Source organism: Pseudomonas sp. Sample_20, assembly GCF_004307585.1.
GTDB classification, from domain to species: domain Bacteria; phylum Pseudomonadota; class Gammaproteobacteria; order Pseudomonadales; family Pseudomonadaceae; genus Aquipseudomonas; species Aquipseudomonas atacamensis.
The window spans coordinates 1-16,681 of record NZ_RCOA01000006.1 but is presented as its reverse complement, the minus strand read 5'-3'; the positions used below and the strand labels follow the sequence as shown (position 1 = coordinate 16,681).

The 16,681-nt window shown below is 58.0% G+C and carries 21 protein-coding genes; 19 read left to right on the top strand and 2 right to left on the bottom strand.

Annotation, left to right across the window (positions count from 1 at the left end; all coding sequences use genetic code 11):
* The coding region (locus tag D8U70_RS01340) for a mechanosensitive ion channel family protein (RefSeq protein WP_130928149.1) at nt 1-429 on the top strand (429 nt) is incomplete at its 5' end.
* A 224-nt stretch (nt 430-653) separates the two neighbouring features.
* Here the strand turns inward: D8U70_RS01340 and D8U70_RS01335 are convergent.
* Entirely contained in the window at nt 654-1,925 is a 1,272-nt protein-coding gene (locus tag D8U70_RS01335) for an OprD family porin (RefSeq protein WP_071173364.1), read from the bottom strand.
* Nucleotides 1,926-2,098: 173 nt separating this feature from the next.
* On the opposite strand from D8U70_RS01335, the gene D8U70_RS01330 reads away from it, so the two are divergent.
* From D8U70_RS01330 to D8U70_RS01320, 3 genes are all read left to right on the top strand, one after another.
* Nucleotides 2,099-2,365, top strand: a complete 267-nt coding sequence (locus D8U70_RS01330; protein ID WP_130928148.1) for a hypothetical protein — start codon at nt 2,099-2,101, stop codon at nt 2,363-2,365.
* 451 nt (nt 2,366-2,816) lie between these two features.
* Nucleotides 2,817-3,242 carry an HIT domain-containing protein gene (locus D8U70_RS01325; RefSeq protein WP_016773494.1) on the top strand — a complete coding sequence of 142 codons (426 nt, stop codon included), beginning with the start codon at nt 2,817-2,819 and terminating at the stop codon, nt 3,240-3,242.
* A gap of 3 nt (nt 3,243-3,245) precedes the next feature.
* On the top strand, nt 3,246-3,452 hold the full coding sequence (locus D8U70_RS01320; protein ID WP_016773495.1) for a SlyX family protein: 207 nt from the start codon (nt 3,246-3,248) through the stop codon (nt 3,450-3,452).
* Between the two features lie 65 nt (nt 3,453-3,517).
* On the opposite strand, the gene D8U70_RS28100 is transcribed toward D8U70_RS01320, so the two are convergent.
* Complete coding sequence (locus D8U70_RS28100) at nt 3,518-4,120, bottom strand: cold-shock protein (protein ID WP_130928147.1); 603 nt, start codon at nt 4,118-4,120, stop codon at nt 3,518-3,520.
* A 311-nt stretch (nt 4,121-4,431) separates the two neighbouring features.
* Between D8U70_RS28100 and D8U70_RS01310 the strand changes: the two genes are divergently transcribed.
* The 15 genes from D8U70_RS01310 to ybgF all read left to right on the top strand — a co-directional run bounded on the left by D8U70_RS01310 (nt 4,432) and on the right by ybgF (nt 16,510).
* Entirely contained in the window at nt 4,432-4,902 is a 471-nt protein-coding gene (locus tag D8U70_RS01310; RefSeq protein WP_016773497.1) for a Dps family protein, read from the top strand.
* 181 nt (nt 4,903-5,083) lie between these two features.
* Nucleotides 5,084-5,422 (top strand): ribbon-helix-helix domain-containing protein, encoded by a 339-nt coding sequence (locus D8U70_RS01305; RefSeq protein ID WP_130928146.1) that lies wholly within the window; start codon nt 5,084-5,086, stop codon nt 5,420-5,422.
* A gap of 130 nt (nt 5,423-5,552) precedes the next feature.
* Nucleotides 5,553-5,774 (top strand): zinc ribbon domain-containing protein, encoded by a 222-nt coding sequence (locus D8U70_RS01300; protein ID WP_016773499.1) that lies wholly within the window; start codon nt 5,553-5,555, stop codon nt 5,772-5,774.
* Between the two features lie 98 nt (nt 5,775-5,872).
* Entirely contained in the window at nt 5,873-7,648 is a 1,776-nt protein-coding gene (gene aspS, locus D8U70_RS01295) for an aspartate--tRNA ligase (RefSeq protein ID WP_130928145.1), read from the top strand.
* A gap of 119 nt (nt 7,649-7,767) precedes the next feature.
* Nucleotides 7,768-8,514, top strand: coding sequence for a YebC/PmpR family DNA-binding transcriptional regulator (locus tag D8U70_RS01290; protein ID WP_024014089.1), 747 nt, complete (start codon nt 7,768-7,770; stop codon nt 8,512-8,514).
* Nucleotides 8,515-8,671: 157 nt separating this feature from the next.
* The gene (gene ruvC / locus D8U70_RS01285) at nt 8,672-9,199 is read left to right on the top strand and encodes a crossover junction endodeoxyribonuclease RuvC (protein ID WP_130928144.1); all 528 of its coding nucleotides are present in this window, start codon (nt 8,672-8,674) and stop codon (nt 9,197-9,199) included.
* A 114-nt stretch (nt 9,200-9,313) separates the two neighbouring features.
* The gene (gene ruvA, locus D8U70_RS01280) at nt 9,314-9,922 is read left to right on the top strand and encodes a Holliday junction branch migration protein RuvA (RefSeq protein ID WP_024014088.1); all 609 of its coding nucleotides are present in this window, start codon (nt 9,314-9,316) and stop codon (nt 9,920-9,922) included.
* Nucleotides 9,923-10,984: a Holliday junction branch migration DNA helicase RuvB gene (gene ruvB, locus D8U70_RS01275; protein ID WP_024014087.1), complete on the top strand. Its 1,062-nt coding sequence runs from the start codon at nt 9,923-9,925 to the stop codon at nt 10,982-10,984.
* A 127-nt stretch (nt 10,985-11,111) separates the two neighbouring features.
* Nucleotides 11,112-11,579 (top strand): tol-pal system-associated acyl-CoA thioesterase, encoded by a 468-nt coding sequence (gene ybgC / locus D8U70_RS01270; RefSeq protein WP_041479792.1) that lies wholly within the window; start codon nt 11,112-11,114, stop codon nt 11,577-11,579.
* Complete coding sequence (gene tolQ, locus D8U70_RS01265; RefSeq protein ID WP_008080223.1) at nt 11,569-12,264, top strand: protein TolQ; 696 nt, start codon at nt 11,569-11,571, stop codon at nt 12,262-12,264. The genes ybgC and tolQ overlap by 11 nt, the downstream gene beginning before the upstream one ends.
* A 23-nt stretch (nt 12,265-12,287) precedes the next feature.
* A complete protein-coding gene (gene tolR / locus D8U70_RS01260; protein WP_160767866.1) occupies nt 12,288-12,740 on the top strand; it encodes a protein TolR in 453 nt (150 codons plus the stop codon).
* The gene (gene tolA / locus D8U70_RS01255; RefSeq protein ID WP_016773505.1) at nt 12,740-13,816 is read left to right on the top strand and encodes a cell envelope integrity protein TolA; all 1,077 of its coding nucleotides are present in this window, start codon (nt 12,740-12,742) and stop codon (nt 13,814-13,816) included. Before tolR ends, tolA begins: the two co-directional genes overlap by 1 nt.
* Before the next feature lie 17 nt (nt 13,817-13,833).
* Nucleotides 13,834-15,114: a Tol-Pal system beta propeller repeat protein TolB gene (gene tolB / locus D8U70_RS01250; RefSeq protein WP_163032924.1), complete on the top strand. Its 1,281-nt coding sequence runs from the start codon at nt 13,834-13,836 to the stop codon at nt 15,112-15,114.
* Nucleotides 15,115-15,166: 52 nt separating this feature from the next.
* Nucleotides 15,167-15,664, top strand: a complete 498-nt coding sequence (gene pal / locus D8U70_RS01245) for a peptidoglycan-associated lipoprotein Pal (protein ID WP_003178634.1) — start codon at nt 15,167-15,169, stop codon at nt 15,662-15,664.
* Nucleotides 15,665-15,670: 6 nt separating this feature from the next.
* Nucleotides 15,671-16,510, top strand: coding sequence for a tol-pal system protein YbgF (gene ybgF / locus D8U70_RS01240; RefSeq protein WP_130928143.1), 840 nt, complete (start codon nt 15,671-15,673; stop codon nt 16,508-16,510).
* The last annotated feature ends 171 nt before the right edge of the window (nt 16,511-16,681 follow it).

Genomic DNA, 16,681 nt, shown 5'->3' with positions numbered 1-16,681 from the left:
GCGGGTACCGTCGACAGCATCCAGATTTTCCACACCGTGCTGCGTACCGGCGACAACAAGACCATCATCCTGCCCAACGGCAACCTGTCGAACGGCATCATCACCAACACCAACCGTCAGCCAACCCGCAAAGTCGTGTTCGATGTGGGCGTGGATTACGAAGCGGATCTGCAGAAGGCCCGTCAGGTATTGCTGGATCTGGCCAAGGATCCCCGCGTCATGCAGGACCCGGAGCCACAGGCAGTGATTTCGACATTGGGTGACAGCTCGATCACTGTTTCCCTTCGCGTATGGGTTAAAACTGCGGACTATTGGGATGTGATGTTCATGTTCAATGAACAGGCGCGAGATCGTTTGAAGGCTGCCGGGATTGATATTCCGTTTCCGCAGCGGGTTATACGCGTAGTGCAGGAATCTGCCACGCAGTAATCGTCTTGGAAGTTGGCTTGGCAGTCAGCAACTAATATAAAACCCGAGCAGTGTGTGCACTCTCGGGTTTTTTATCGGCGCGATGAAACTATGCTGGCTAATAAGTAGCTAGCTAATGTTTGTCTGTTTGATCAGTTATTCATCCATAAAAAAACCGCCCACCTGATACAGGCGGGCGGTTTTGTTAGAGCAGAGCTCTACAGTACGTCAGCTTCGCAACCTTATTACAGGATGCTCAGTGGATATTCAACGATCAAACGCAGGTCGTTGTTATCACCACCGTTGTAAGAAGTGTTGGAGCGATACCAGGCGCTACGCAGGCGGAAAGACAAGTCTTTCGCTGGACCGTTTTGCATAACGTATTTGGATTCGAAGTCCAGTTCGTGCTCTTTGCCCTCTTCAGCGCCGGTGCTGATGTTGTCACCTTTGATGTAACGGGTCATGAAGCTCAGACCAGGTACGCCGAAGGTAGCCATGTTCAGGTCATAACGGCCCTGCCATGAACGCTCGTCTGCACCGTTGAAGTCAGAGTACTGCACGGAGTTGGCGAGGAAGATCGTGCCGCCGCCGTCCACGCCGTACACGTAACCGGTGTCACCGCTGGAGCGCTGGTGGGCGAGGGTGAATTTGTGCGCGCCGATGCTGTAAGCAGCGCTAAGGGACCAGATGCGGTTGTCGATGTCGCCGGACAGGTCTTGACCCTGGCTCTTGCTCTTGTACCCGTTGAAATCGAAGTTCAGAGACTGTTCGTCGTTGATCGGCAGGGTGTAGTTCAGATTGACGTATTGCTTCTTGAAGTGGTCTTCAACGTCGGATGCTGCAACGCCGGCGACAAAACTGTCGGTGAACTGATAGGTAGCACCGGCGATGTCAGCGGATTTCAGGCCACCTTCAACGATGGAGTCACGACCCATCTGGCTTTGCGCGCTCAGCGCGGTAAAGCGACCTGCGCTCAGTTCCAGGCCCGGGATCTCTTTGGATACCAGCATGGTGCCGGTAGCGGTCTCAGGCAGCAAGCGGCTGTCGTCGGTGGAAAAAACCGGGCTGGCGACAAACTGGTTACCGTATTTCAGGACAGTGTCGGAAAGACGGAACTTGACTGCTCCACCGCTTTTCGACTGAGTATCTTCAGCTCTGCCGTCGCTATCGGGAGCGAACAGACCGTTGCCAGTGCGGCCGCGTCCAGTGTCCAGCTTGATGGAGCCAAGACCGAAAGCGTCAACACCTACACCGATGGTGCCTTGGGTGAAGCCGGACTCGTAAATGGCATGCATGCCAATACCGGTTTCTTCACGATAGCCCTGGCGCTCACCCGACGGGCTGCTTTTCAGGTTTTCGTTCTTGAAATCACGGTTCATATACAGCATGCGAGTCTTGACGCTGAAGCTGCTGTCTTCAACAAAACCTTTCGATTCATCTTGAGAAGACGCCATTGCGAACTGCGAGGTGCCTGCTGCAACAGCCAGGGCGATCATGCTCCACTTCATCACGCGCATCGTGATTTGCTCCTTTGGTTTTTAGAAGAGTACTGCCGTCCCACCTGTTTTATTATCTGGGCGGCTCTTTCTTTTTGTGTCGGCGCAAACTTATATCACGCCGACATTGTTGGCGATACTTGCGAAATCAACCTTTCAGCTTCTTTACGGCGTTGTCGCAAAAGGAGCGCTGGATGTCGCAAATTCACAGTACCGATGCAGCCGGACTGACAACTTTATCGCTGTTTCCGGGCCTTTTTTGCATCGCTAAAAAAGAGTCCCTGGCAAAACACTTGAATCTCCATCGGGCAACCCTGCCACTGTTTTTATTGGCTTCAAGCGACCACTTCCAGTGGTGCGCTTATAGTCCATACCTTTACGAATGCAACAAGCGTGCACAAACCGCAAAAACGCTGCGGTTATTTTCCTGTGTGCAGCTCTCAGATGTGAAAACCTTGTGAAAACGGGGTCTCGGGGCTGTTTTGTTACGGGCTTGACGACGATCCCCCAATGGTGTTGCAACGCACCAAAGCCGCGCAGGACAACCAAAAACGTTACCGGTTCACCCCGCATTGAGTATTTGGCGGATGCCCGACCCACTGAGCGTAGACGTGTTGTGCAGTTTTGGTGCAAAAAAATCACAATCGGGCCCGAGTAAAACTGGCGCCGCCCGATTCGAGGGTCGACAGATCAGGGGTTTTCATGCGGATCTTCACGTCAAGGCTCATGTCCGGGGCTGTATTGGTGCGTCGGCGAGATAAATGTCTTATGTCGGCGCGCTTACTGAATTACTGTCGGAGGGAAGCGTGAAGCCCGCTGCATTCGCAGGTATGCTGCCGTTCTGTCGCTTGGCGCGCTGCTTTTACGGCGCCGCCGCTAAGCTGAGTCATAGGATCAGCGGGAGTGTTCACAGTGTTTGCTTTGGATTCACGACTTCAACAGGACGCCCTGGTCATCGGCGACTTTCCGTTGTGCCGGCTGTTGCTGTCCAACGACAGCAATTACCCTTGGTTCATCCTGGTACCTCGTCGCGAGGATATCAGCGAGTTGTTTCAGTTGGATGTCGCCGATCAGCAACAGCTATGGCGGGAAACCACCACCCTAGCCGAATTGCTCAAGGATTCGTTCGACGCCGACAAGCTGAACGTGGCAACCCTGGGTAACGTTGTCAGTCAGTTGCACATGCATGTCATTGTGCGTAAACGCGACGACGCCGCCTGGCCGGCGCCGGTCTGGGGCAGGCACCCGGCCAAGCCGTACAGCGCGGAACAGGTAGCAGCCATTCGCGAGCGCTTGCGTCTGGTGCTGACCGAAGAATTCACCTTTGTGGAGGGCTGAGTCATGAGCCTTGAAGAACGCGTTACCGATCTGGAAAGCCGTCTGGCCTTTCAGGATGACACCATTCAGGCTTTGAACGATGTGCTGGTGGCCCAGCAGAGAGTCATCGAGCGCCTGCAATTGCAGATGGAGGCGCTGATCAAGCGTCACGAAGAAATGGTCGGGCAGTTCGGTGCTTTCGAAGAAGACGCACCGCCGCCGCATTATTGAGCCATTCGCCAGGCATAAAAAAACCGCGGACAGCCAGGCTGTTCGCGGTTTTTTTTTGCTATGGATCAGCGACGCGGCAGAGCGGCGATCACGTCCTCGGCTTGCAGGCCCTTGTCGCGGTTCATCACCGAGAACTCGACGCGCTGGCCTTCGACCAGAACACGGTGGCCTTCGCCACGAATGGCGCGAAAGTGCACGAAAATATCATCGCCGGAATCCCGGGAGATAAACCCGAAACCCTTGGAAGTGTTGAACCACTTCACGGTGCCGGTATCGCGATTGCTCATGTCATAGGTAGTCGGCGCAGCGGCCGGTGACGATTTGTAGAAGCTGACAACCAAATGCAGCAGCACGGCAACAAGGGCGATCACCAGGCTGAACAACACCGCCGGCTGGCCAGCGATGACCGGCATCGGCGCGATCAGGGTCAAAGTTTGCAGGACGACAGTCAGTACCAGAAGGGCGCTGACCAGATTTTGCAGATGCTGGCGCGGGCCTTTGTTCCAGTAGGGAATCACTGGAGCGATGACCAGGTTCAGCAGGCCGAAAAAGGCCAGGTAAAGTGCATCGGGCTGTTGCAGGTAAGGAACGGCTTCGGCTTTCAGGCTGGGTATGAACGACAGCAGCAAGGCTGCTGCGCCCATTAGCAGGTGGACGATTTTCAACATTTTGATTGGCTCACGTTATGACGGCTCACAAGGAAGAGCTGAAGGCGCACGGTTCGCTTCAGGACAAAATAAGAGGCGGTGGACACGTACACGGCATCAGCCTATGCGCAACGCCCCGGAAAATAGGGCATGGCGACACACTGCCTATTTAACAGCAAAGCCTGCGGCTACTCAAATCAGCCCGGCCAGCGGCAGAGAAACGGTCGATTTGTCGCAGTCAGATCACGGATTGATAGCTGCGAGCGGGCGCTTGCCTTGCTAAAGTGGGGCTGAACCTGCTGGATGAATTCAATCACTGTTAGGGGGTAAGCATGGCAATTGATATCGGTATCAGTGAAGAAGACCGCAAATCCATCGTCGAAGGGCTGTCGCGACTGCTGTCGGACACCTATGTGCTGTATCTGAAAACCCATAACTTTCACTGGAACGTCACCGGCCCGATGTTCCGCACGCTGCACCTGATGTTCGAAGAGCAGTACAACGAGCTGGCGCTGGCCGTCGATTCGATCGCCGAGCGTATCCGTGCGTTGGGCTTCCCGGCGCCGGGTGCCTACGCGACCTACGCGCGTCTTTCTTCTATTAAAGAAGAAGTCGGTGTACCGAGCGCCGAAGACATGATCAAGCAATTGGTCGAAGGCCAGGAAGCGGTGACCCGTACCGCGCGCGGTATCTTCCCGCTGCTGGACAAGGTCAGCGACGAGCCGACCGCCGATCTGCTGACCCAGCGCATGCAAGTGCACGAGAAAACTGCGTGGATGCTGCGCGCGCTGCTCGAGGAATGACCCGGCCGCTGCGGACGGCGTGAGGTCGTCCGCATGCTCTCCAGACTCTTACCGTTGTCGTTGGCTTATCCTACGAGGCTGGTCAACAAGTCGTATGGCGCTAACTTTGTCACTGGGTTTTTATGAAGGCGCAGGATGTTGCCTTATAAATCAGCAGTCATGGCAAAGGAGTGTCAACGCTATGGTAGAAGGAGACAGGCGAAGCGACAGGATGTCGGCTTCGCGGCACGTAATTAAAGTCGACCCGTTTGTCAGCGAGTTCGACATGAATCTGATCCGGCCGCTGTCGCGATCGATTCGCCTCAACGGTTTTGCGACCTGCCTGCGCCTGGAGCAGGTCTACTGGAATATTCTCGGCGGCATGGCCGAGGACAATCATTGTTCGGTCAGCACACTGTTATCCCACGTCGATCGCGAGGTGCATCTGCGTTACGGCGGGGTGAAGAATTTCAGTGCGCTGGTACGGGTGGTTTGTGTCATGAACGGGATCAAAGATCTCCCACCCGCAGTTTCGCGCTGAAACGGCGGTTGCAACGAGGTTGGGGGCTGTGCAGCGTTACGGCTGCACAGCCCGCATTTAATCGATATAATCCCGCGCTTTCGCCGCAAAGCCCTGCGCGCGGCAGCAATCTGATCGCCGAGACACCTCCATGCCAATGTACGATTACCAATGTGCTTCCTGTGGTCATCAGTTGGAAGCCATTCAGAAGATCAGCGACGCACCGTTGGTCGATTGCCCTGCCTGCCAGGCGCCCGAACTGAAGAAGCAGCTGTCCATGCCGGGTTTTCGCCTCAGCGGCAACGGTTGGTACGAGACCGACTTCAAGACCGGAGCCAAGAAGAATCTGGCCGGTGGCGACAAAGCTGACTAGGGTTCCAACCCTGAACGAACGACACGCGTGAGTTTCCGCCTTGCTTGATGGCGGCGGGAGCTCCACCGAATTTCGAATTACGAGAAGCGAACCACACCATGATGCGCAGCCACTATTGCGGCCAACTGAACGAAAGCCTGGAAGGCCAGGAAATTACCCTTTGCGGATGGGTTCACCGTCGCCGCGACCACGGCGGGGTGATTTTCCTCGACATCCGTGATCGTGATGGCCTGGCCCAGGTGGTGTTCGACCCGGATCGTGCCGAGAGCTTCGCCGCTGCCGATCGCGTGCGCAGCGAATACGTCGTGAAGATCACCGGCAAGGTGCGTCTGCGTCCGGCCGGCGCGACCAACGCCAACATGGCCTCGGGCATGATCGAAGTGCTCGGTTACGAACTTGAAGTGCTGAACGAGTCGGAAACCCCGCCGTTCCCGCTCAACGAGTTCTCCGACGTCGGCGAAGAAACCCGCCTGCGCTATCGCTTCCTCGATCTGCGTCGTCCGGAAATGGCCGAGAAGCTGCGTCTGCGTTCGCGCATGACAACCAGCATCCGTCGCTTCCTCGACGAGAACGGCTTCCTCGACGTCGAAACGCCGATCCTGACCCGGGCCACTCCGGAAGGTGCGCGTGACTATCTGGTGCCGAGCCGTACCCACGCCGGTTCGTTCTTCGCCCTGCCGCAATCGCCGCAGCTGTTCAAGCAACTGCTGATGGTGGCCGGCTTCGACCGTTACTACCAGATCGCCAAGTGCTTCCGTGACGAAGACCTGCGTGCCGACCGTCAGCCGGAATTCACCCAGATCGACATCGAGACCAGCTTCCTCGATGAAAAAGAGATCATGGGCCTGACCGAGCAGATGATCCGCAACCTGTTCAAGGAAGTGCTGAACCTGGAATTCGGCGAATTCCCGCACATGACCTTCGAAGAAGCCATGCGCCGCTACGGTTCGGACAAGCCGGACCTGCGTATTCCACTGGAACTGGTCGACGTTGCCGACCAGCTCAAGGAAGTCGATTTCAAGGTATTCAGCGGCCCGGCCAACGATCCGAAGTGCCGCATCGCCGCACTGCGCGTTCCAGGCGGGGCGAGCATGCCGCGCAAGCAGATCGACGACTACACCAAGTTCGTCGGCATCTACGGTGCCAAGGGCCTGGCGTACATCAAGGTCAACGAGCGTGCTGCCGGTGTTGAAGGTCTGCAATCGCCGATCGTGAAGAACATCCCTGAAGACAAGCTCAACGTGATCCTCGATCGCGTTGGCGCAGTCGATGGCGACATCGTGTTCTTCGGTGCCGACAAGGCCAAGATCGTCAGCGAAGCCCTGGGCGCGCTGCGGATCAAGGTCGGTAACGATCTTAACCTGCTGACCTGCGAGTGGGCGCCGATGTGGGTCGTCGACTTCCCGATGTTCGAAGAGAACGACGACGGTAGCTTCACCGCTTTGCACCACCCGTTCACCGCACCGAAGTGCACCCCGGCAGAGCTGGAAGCCAACCCGGCTGGCGCGCTGTCCCGAGCCTACGACATGGTGTTGAACGGTACCGAGCTGGGTGGCGGTTCGATCCGTATCCACCGCAAGGAAATGCAGCAAGCGGTATTCCGCCTGCTGGGCATCAACGAAGCGGAACAGGAAGAGAAGTTCGGCTTCCTGCTCGACGCGCTGAAGTACGGTGCACCGCCGCACGGTGGTCTGGCCTTCGGTCTGGACCGTCTGGTGATGCTGATGACCGGCGCCCAGTCGATCCGTGAAGTGATCGCCTTCCCGAAAACCCAGAGTGCTGCCGACGTGATGACGCAGGCTCCGGGCGTAGTGGATGCCAAGGCATTGCGCGAGCTGCATATTCGCCTGCGCGAAACGCCAAAGGCTGAGTAAGACGGGCCTGAAGGCGCATCTTCGGATGCGCCTTTTTTCTTTCTCAGGTCGAATTTTTCAATTGCCGGCCGCTGCCTTGGCGGGGCGGGCAAGGTTTCAAAGAGCATTCGGAGCAAGTTATGGCAGGTCATTCCAAGTGGGCAAACATCAAGCACCGCAAAGAACGTCAGGATGCCAAGAGGGGCAAGATCTTCACCAAGTGGATCCGTGAACTGACCGTTGCGGCCCGTCAGGGTGGCGGTGATCCGGGTTCCAACCCGCGTCTGCGTCTGGCTCTGGACAAGGCGTTGAGCGCGAACATGAGCCGCGACATCATCGACCGTGCCGTCGCGCGCGGTGCCGGTGCTACTGAAGCGGACAACGTTGAAGAACTGACCTACGAAGGTTACGGTCCGGGCGGCGTGGCGGTGATGGTCGAGTGCATGACCGACAACCGCAACCGTACCGCCGCAGCCGTGCGTCATGCGTTCAGCAAGTGTGGCGGCAACCTCGGCACCGACGGTTCGGTGGCCTATCTGTTCGAGCGCAAGGGCCAGATCAGTTTCGCCCCGGGTGTCGATGAAGACGCACTGACCGAAGCGGCGCTGGAAGCCGATGCCGATGACGTGGTCACCCACGAAGACGGTTCGATCGACGTGTTTACCTCGTTCACCGGTTTCTATGCGGTGCGCAACGCGCTGGAAGCGGCCGGGTTCAAGGGCGATGATGCGGAAATCGTCATGCAGCCGACCACCAGCGCCGAGCTGGATCTGGAAGGGGCGGAGAAGGTGCTCAAGCTGATCGACATGCTTGAGGACCTGGATGACGTGCAGAACGTCTATTCCAACGCGGATATCCCGGAAGACGTCGCCGCTCAGCTTGGCTGATGTAAATAGAAAGGTTGCAGTTTTTTGCTGGCTCTACACTTCCTCTGTAGGAGCTGCCGAAGGCTGCGATCTTTTGATCTTTTAAAAACACAAAGATCGCAGCCTTCGGCAGCTCCTACATGTACCCTCAGCTTTCGCATCATTTTCTGCAGGCTTTATGACTCTAATTCTTGGTATCGACCCCGGTTCGCGCATCACCGGTTACGGGATCGTTCGCGATACCGGGCGGGGCGGTTGCATCTATGTGGCCTCGGGCTGCATTCGCACCGGCTCCGGCGAGCTGCATGAGCGTCTGCAAATCGTCTATCGCGGCGTGCGCGAAATCATCAAGACCTACGGCCCGGTGACCATGGGCATCGAAAAGGTGTTCATGGCGAAAAACGCCGACTCGGCGCTGAAGCTCGGACAGGCACGGGGCGCTGCGATTGTTGCCGGCGCCGAAGAGTGTCTGGAAATCGCCGAGTACACCGCCACGCAAATCAAACAGGCCGTCGTCGGCACCGGTGCGGCCAATAAGGAGCAGGTGCAGATGATGGTCATGCACATGCTCAAGTTGACCAGCAAGCCGCAGATCGACGCTTCTGACGCCCTGGCTATCGCCATCTGCCATGCGCACACGCGCTCCAGCCTGCTGCCGCACGGTCTGGGAACCGCACGCAGTCGTGGCGGGCGCCTGCGTCTCTGATAGCATCAGCATCAATTTTCCTGAAAGTGGCTTTGCGGTGCCTGTGTTGCCGGCGCGCAAGCCACCTTCAATCGTCGCCAGCCCACGGCTGGCCAGCGCTCAAGGATTCAAAACGTGATTGGACGCTTGCGCGGCACCCTGGCTGAGAAACAGCCGCCGCACCTGATTCTCGATGTCAATGGCCTCGGCTATGAGGTGGAAGTGCCGATGACCACGCTTTATCGGTTGCCGTCGGTCGGTGAACCGCTGACCCTGCACACCCATTTGGTCGTACGCGAAGATGCGCAATTGCTCTATGGTTTTGCCGGCAAGCGTGAGCGAGACTTCTTTCGCGAGCTGATCCGTCTCAACGGAGTCGGGCCGAAACTGGCGCTGGCGTTGATGTCGAGTCTGGAAGTCGATGAGTTGGTGCGCTGCGTGCAATCTCAGGACACTTCGGCGTTGACCAAGGTCCCGGGGGTTGGCAAGAAGACCGCCGAGCGTCTGCTGGTGGAATTGAAAGACCGCTTCAAGGCCTGGGAAACCTCGCCGGCGATGTTCGCGCTGGTGCCGAATCAGCCGGACGGCCCGGCGCCGGTCAACAGCGCCGAGACCGATGCGGTCAGCGCATTGATCTCGCTGGGCTACAAGCCGCAGGAAGCGAGCAAGGCGATTTCCGCGATCAAAGACAAGAACCTGAGCAGCGAAGACCTGATCCGCCGCGCTCTGAAGGGAATGATTTAAGTGATTGAAGCTGATCGTCTGATCGCCGCCGCGCACAGCCCGCGCGAGCGCGAAGAAGTCCAGGATCGGGCCATCCGCCCGGTCAGTCTGGCCGACTACATTGGCCAGCCGACCGTGCGCGAGCAGATGGAGCTGTTCATCCAGGCTGCGCGTGGCCGCAGTGAATCCCTCGATCACACCCTGATCTTCGGCCCGCCGGGGCTGGGCAAGACCACGCTGGCCAACATCATTGCCCAGGAAATGGGTGTGTCGATCAAGAGCACCTCCGGGCCAGTGCTGGAACGCCCGGGTGATCTGGCCGCGTTGCTGACCAATCTTGAGCCGCACGACGTGTTGTTCATCGACGAAATCCATCGTCTGTCGCCGATCGTTGAAGAAGTGCTGTACCCGGCGATGGAAGATTTCCAGCTCGACATCATGATTGGCGAGGGGCCGGCGGCGCGTTCGATCAAACTGGATCTGCCGCCATTCACGCTGGTCGGCGCCACCACCCGCGCCGGCATGCTGACCAACCCGTTGCGAGACCGCTTCGGTATCGTCCAGCGCCTGGAGTTCTACAGCACGGCGGATCTGGCAACGATCGTCAGTCGTTCGGCGGCGATTCTCGGCCTGCCGCTGGACCCGGAAGGCTCGTTCGAGATCGCCCGTCGCGCCCGTGGCACGCCGCGAATTGCCAACCGTCTGCTGCGGCGGGTGCGCGATTTCGCCGAAGTACGCGCCAAGGGACACATCACCAAAGCGGTGGCGGATCTGGCGCTGAACCTGCTGGACGTCGATGAACACGGTTTCGATCACCAGGACCGGCGTCTGCTGCTGACCATGATCGAGAAGTTCGACGGCGGCCCGGTCGGTATCGACAGTCTGGCGGCGGCGATCAGTGAAGAACGCCACACCATTGAAGACGTGCTTGAGCCGTATCTGATCCAGCAGGGCTACATCATGCGCACGCCACGGGGCAGGGTGGTGACGCGGCATGCCTATCTGCATTTCGGTTTGAATGTTCCGTCACGCATGGGCGAGATGCCCGTGGCAGACGAGTTTCTCGACGCCGTCGACGATTGATACACATTTGTTGGTGATTTATTCAGGGTTTGTACTGTCAGACGACGGTACTTTTGCGTTAAAGCTTTGAAACCACGAAAAACAGTTGTCTGGCCGGATTGGCAACCTGAGGAGTAAGCACTAGAGTATGCGCGCGCAAAACGGGCTTGAGCCGTTCGCACATCGTTGTCGCGTTTATTACGAGGACACCGATGCGGGCGGCATCGTGTATTACGTTAATTACCTCAAGTTTATGGAACGGGCTCGAACCGAGCGGCTACGGGAACTGGGCTTTGCCCAATCTGTGCTTGCCGGAGAGGACCTGTTGTTCGTCGTGCATTCCAGCGAAGCGCGCTACCACGCGCCGGCGCGACTGGATGACGAACTGCTGGTAAGCGCTGATGTAATCGAATTGAACCGTGCCAGCCTGCGCTTCAAGCAGCAAGTCAGGCGGGCCACGGATAATGTGCTGCTCTGCGAAGGGCAGTTTTTGGTGGCCTGCGTGCGCACCGACAGTTTGAAACCCCGGGCCCTTCCCGAAGACCTGCGTGCGGCCTTCGCCGACGCGGTCGGCCCGGGTACACACTCAAAGCAGGAGATAAAGCGTGGAAGCTAACGTCGTCGACCATTCCTCCATGTGGAGCCTGGTCAGCAATGCCAGCATCGTGGTGCAGTTGGTAATGTTGACCCTGGTGGCCGCATCGGTGACCTCATGGATCATGATCTTTCAGCGCAGCAACTTGCTGCGCGCCGGTCGACGCGCCCTGGAGAGCTTCGAAGAGCGCTTCTGGTCGGGTATCGACCTGTCCAAATTGTACCGTCAGGCTGGCAGCAACCCTGATCCGGATTCGGGCGTGGAGCAGATCTTCCGTGCCGGCTTCAAGGAATTCTCCCGTCTGCGGCAGCAGCCAGGTGTCGATCCTGAAGCCGTGATGGAAGGTGTCGCCCGTGCCATGCGCGTGGCCATCTCGCGCGAAGAAGAGAAACTCGAGCAGAGCCTGCCGTTCCTCGCCACCGTCGGTTCGGTCAGCCCGTACATCGGTCTGTTCGGTACCGTGTGGGGGATCATGAACTCCTTCCGCGGTCTGGCCAGCGCTCAGCAAGCGACCCTCGCCACCGTTGCTCCGGGTATCGCCGAAGCCCTTATCGCCACCGCGATCGGCCTGTTCGCTGCGATCCCGGCGGTCATCGCTTACAACCGTTTTGCTGCGCGCAGCGAAACCTTGCTGGGCCGCTACTACACCTTCGCCGATGAATTCCAGGCGATCCTGCACCGCAAAGTGCACACCAGCGAAGAATAAGCAGGTATTTCCCGATGGCTTTAATCGCTCGAGCTCGCAAAAAGCGCAAGCCGGTCGCCGAGATGAACGTGGTGCCCTACATCGACGTGATGTTGGTGCTGCTGGTCATCTTCATGGTGACCGCGCCGATGCTCAATCAGGGCGTGAAAGTTGATCTGCCCAAGGTTTCCAGCGAAGCCTTGCCGCAGGACAACAACACCCAGGTCCTGACCATTTCGATCAAGGCTGACAAGACCTACTACTGGAACCTTGGCAGCGAAGTCGACACCGAGAAGCAACAGGACAGGGCCATGACCCTGCCACAGATGACTGACGCGGTGACCAAGATCATTCGCGCCGGCACCGAGGGCGGCAAACGCACCCAGGTGTTCATTCGTGGTGACAAGACTGTCGACTACGGCGCCGTCATGGGCGCCATGGGCGGGTTGCAGAAAGCCGGGGTCGGTAACGTTGGTCTGATTACCGAGGCCCCCTGATGCAGCAACAGCGAGAGCCGTCCGCCTCGGAAAGCTATTTCTGGCCTAGTGTTCTGGCAATTGTCCTGCACGTGCTGGTGTTCGGCATGCTGTTCGTCAGTTTTGCCTTCACGCCCGAACTGCCGCCGGCCAAGCCGATCGTCCAGGCGACTCTGTACCAGCTGAAATCGAAAAGTCAGGCGACCACCCAGACCAATCAGAAGATTGCGGGTGAGGCGAAGAAATCCGCCGCGCGCCAGACCGAAGTCGAACAGATGGAACAGAAAAAGATCGAGCAGGAAGCGGTGAAGGCGGCGGAACAAAAGAAAGAGGAAGCGGCTCAAAAGGCCGAGGAAGCCAAGAAGGCCGACGAGGCGAAAAAAGCCGACGAGGCGAAAAAGGCTGATGAAGCCAAGAAAGCCGACGACGCGAAGAAAGCCGAAGCGAAAAAGGCCGAAGAGAAACAATTGGCTGATATAGCCAAGAAGAAGGCCGAAGACGAAGCGAAGAAGGCTGCTGAGGAGGAGGCGAAGAAGGCCGCTGCCGAAGAAGCCAAGAAGAAGATCGTCGAAGACGCGAAGAAGAAAGCCGCCGAAGACGCCAAGAAGAAAGCTGAAGCTGAAGAGGCGAAGAAGAAAGTCGCCGAAGACGCGAAGAAGAAAGCTGCTGCCGATGCTGCGAAGAAGAAAGCGCAGGAAGCGGCACGCAAGTCCGCCGAAGACAAAAAGGCCCAGGCCCTGGCAGATCTGCTTTCCGACACGCCGCAGCGTCAGCAGGCCCTGGCCGATGAGCAGGGTGACGAGGTTGCCGGCAGTTTCGATGACCTGATTCGCGCTCGCGCAGCAGAAGGCTGGGCTCGTCCTCCTTCGGCGCGCAAAGGCATGACGGTCGTGCTGCAAATCGGCATGTTGCCGGACGGCACGGTGACTTCGGTCAGCGTGGCCAAGTCCAGTGGTGACGGTCCGTTCGATGCTTCGGCAGTCGCGGCAGTGAAGAATATTGGACGTTTGACAGAAATGCAGGGAATGAAGCCGAGCGATTTCGCTCCGTATCGTTCATTCAAGATGACATTCACACCTGAGGATCTAGCCTTGTGAGAAACCTTCTTCGAGGAATGCTGGTCGTGATCTGCTGCATGGCAGGGATCGCGGCGGCAGATGAAAAGAACATTCTGGTCACCAGCGGCAGCGACCGGGCTACTCCGATCGCCGTCGTACCGTTCGGCATGCAGGGCGGCGCCGTGCTGCCGGATGACATGGCTGAAATCATTGGCAACGATTTGCGCAACTCGGGCTATTACTCGCCGATTCCGAAAGCCAACATGATCAGCCAGCCAAGCCAGCCGAGCGAAATCATCTTCCGTGACTGGAAGGCGGTGGGTGCTCAGTACATGATGGTCGGCAGCATCGCTCCAGCGGGCGGTCGCCTGCAGGTGCAGTGGGCACTGTTCAACGTCGCCACCGAGCAGAAAGTGGCGGACGGCAGTGTTTCCGGTACGACCGACCAGATCCGTGACATGGCGCACTTCATCTCCGATCAGTCGTTCCAGAAGCTGACCGGTATTGATGGTGCTTTCTCGACGCGTCTGCTGTACGTAACAGCCGAGCGTTTCTCCGAGAAGAACACCCGTTACACCCTGCAACGCTCCGACTATGACGGTGCCCGCGCAGTGACTCTGCTGCAATCGCGCGAGCCGATCCTGTCGCCGCGTTTCGCACCGGATGGCAAGCGTATTGCCTACGTGTCGTTCGAGCAGAAGCGTCCGCGCATCTTCATGCAGAACATCGACACCGGTCGCCGTGAGCAGATCACCAACTTCGAAGGCCTCAACGGCGCGCCAGCCTGGTCGCCGGACGGCAATCGCCTGGCGTTCGTGCTGTCGAAAGACGGTAACCCGGACATCTACGTAATGAACCTCGGTTCGCGTCAGATCAGCCGCGTAACCAACGGCCAGGGCATCAATACCGAACCGTTCTGGGGCAAGGATGGCTCGACCATCTATTTCACCTCGGACCGTGGCGGCAAGCCGCAAATCTATAAAACCAGCGTCGGTGGCGGTGGTGCCGAGCGTGTGACGTTCGTAGGCAACTACAACGCCAACCCGAAACTTTCGGCTGATGAAAAGACTTTGGTGATGATTCATCGTCAGGATGGCTTCACCAATTTCAAGGTGGCAGCTCAGGATCTGCAGCGGGGTAGTGTAAAGATCCTCACTGATAGCACTCTGGACGAGTCACCTACTGTTGCGCCCAACGGCACCATGGTAATCTACGCCACCCGCCAACAGGGCCGGGGAGTCTTGATGCTCGTGTCCATTAATGGACGCGTGAGGCTCCCGCTTCCTACCGCTCAAGGCGAAGTCAGAGAACCGTCCTGGTCCCCTTACCTGAAGTGAGCGGGCGCTACACGTTTTACTTAACACACTGGGGTTCATTAGGAGTTTCACGATGGAAATGCTGAAGTTTGGTAAATTTGCTGCGCTGGCTCTGGCCATGGCTGTAGCTGTAGGTTGCTCGTCCAAAGGCGGCGACAACGCCGGTGAAGGCGCTGTTGATCCAAACGCTGGTTACGGCGCAAACACTGGTGCCGTTGACGGTTCCCTGAGCGAAGAAGCTGCTCTGCGCGCAATCACCACCTTCTACTTCGAATACGACAGCTCGGACCTGAAGCCAGAAGCCATGCGCGCTCTGGACGTTCACGCCAAAGACCTGAAAGCAAACGGCGCTCGCGTTGTTCTGGAAGGCAACACCGACGAACGTGGTACTCGTGAGTACAACATGGCACTGGGCGAGCGTCGTGCGAAAGCCGTTCAGCGCTACCTGGTACTGCAAGGTGTTTCCCCAGCTCAGCTGGAACTGGTTTCCTACGGCGAAGAGCGTCCAGTTGCTACCGGCAACGACGAGCAGTCCTGGGCCCAGAACCGTCGCGTCGAACTGCGTAAGTAATTCGATATGCGAACGTGCCGTCGTGCTGTAACTGTTCTGGCTCTCAGCCTCGCGCCGCTTGCGGCGTGGGCTGCGGTTCCTGTGGTCGATGACAACTCCGGTTATAACAATAGCGGGAGCAGTTATCCGCCTGCGGGTTACGGTACGAACGGCGCCTATGCCGGGGGAGCGGCTTCGGCCCCTGCCTCGGCACAAGGCATGCTGTTCAACCAATTGCAACAGATGCAGGATCAGATCTCGCGCCAACAGGGCGTGATCGAAGAACTGCAGAATCAGGTTTCGCGCATGAAGCAGGAATCCCTGGAGCGATACCAGGATCTTGATCGGCGCATAGGATCCGGCGTTGCACCAGCCGCGACTCCCGAGAATTCTTCTTCCGGTGGCGATGCAAGTGCTGCTGCCGGTGCTGCCGCAGGCGCGGGTGCTGCTGCGGCAGCCCAGGCCCCTGCTGCGGGTAGCGAACCGGCTGATCCGGCCAAGGAAAAGCTGTATTACGATGCCGCTTTCGACCTGATCAAAGCCAAGGATTTCGACAAGGCCAGCCAGGCCTTCGCCGCTTTCCTGCGCAAATACCCCAACAGCCAGTACGCGGGCAACGCCCAGTACTGGTTGGGCGAAGTGAACCTGGCCAAGGGTGATCTGCAAGGTGCAGGTCAGGCCTTTGCCAAGGTTTCGCAGCTGTATCCCAAGCACAACAAAGTGCCGGACTCGCTGTACAAGCTGGCTGACGTAGAGCGCCGCCTCGGTCACACCGACAAGGTCAAAGGCATTCTGCAGCAGGTGGTGTCCCAATATCCGGGCACTTCCGCCGCGCAGCTGGCCCAGCGTGATTTGCAGCGCATGTAAGCCTGTTCATCCGTGTTTTGAAGAAACCCGCGCTTGTCGCGGGTTTTTTCGTTAGAATTCACGCCCTTTTTCTGAAACACGCTTCTTGTGGTCTACGCGTTGGCGGGATTGCCTGAAGTGCCTGACGGAGGCGGACAGCCTGTTTAGCTGTTACGCCCGTGGCGACTATGC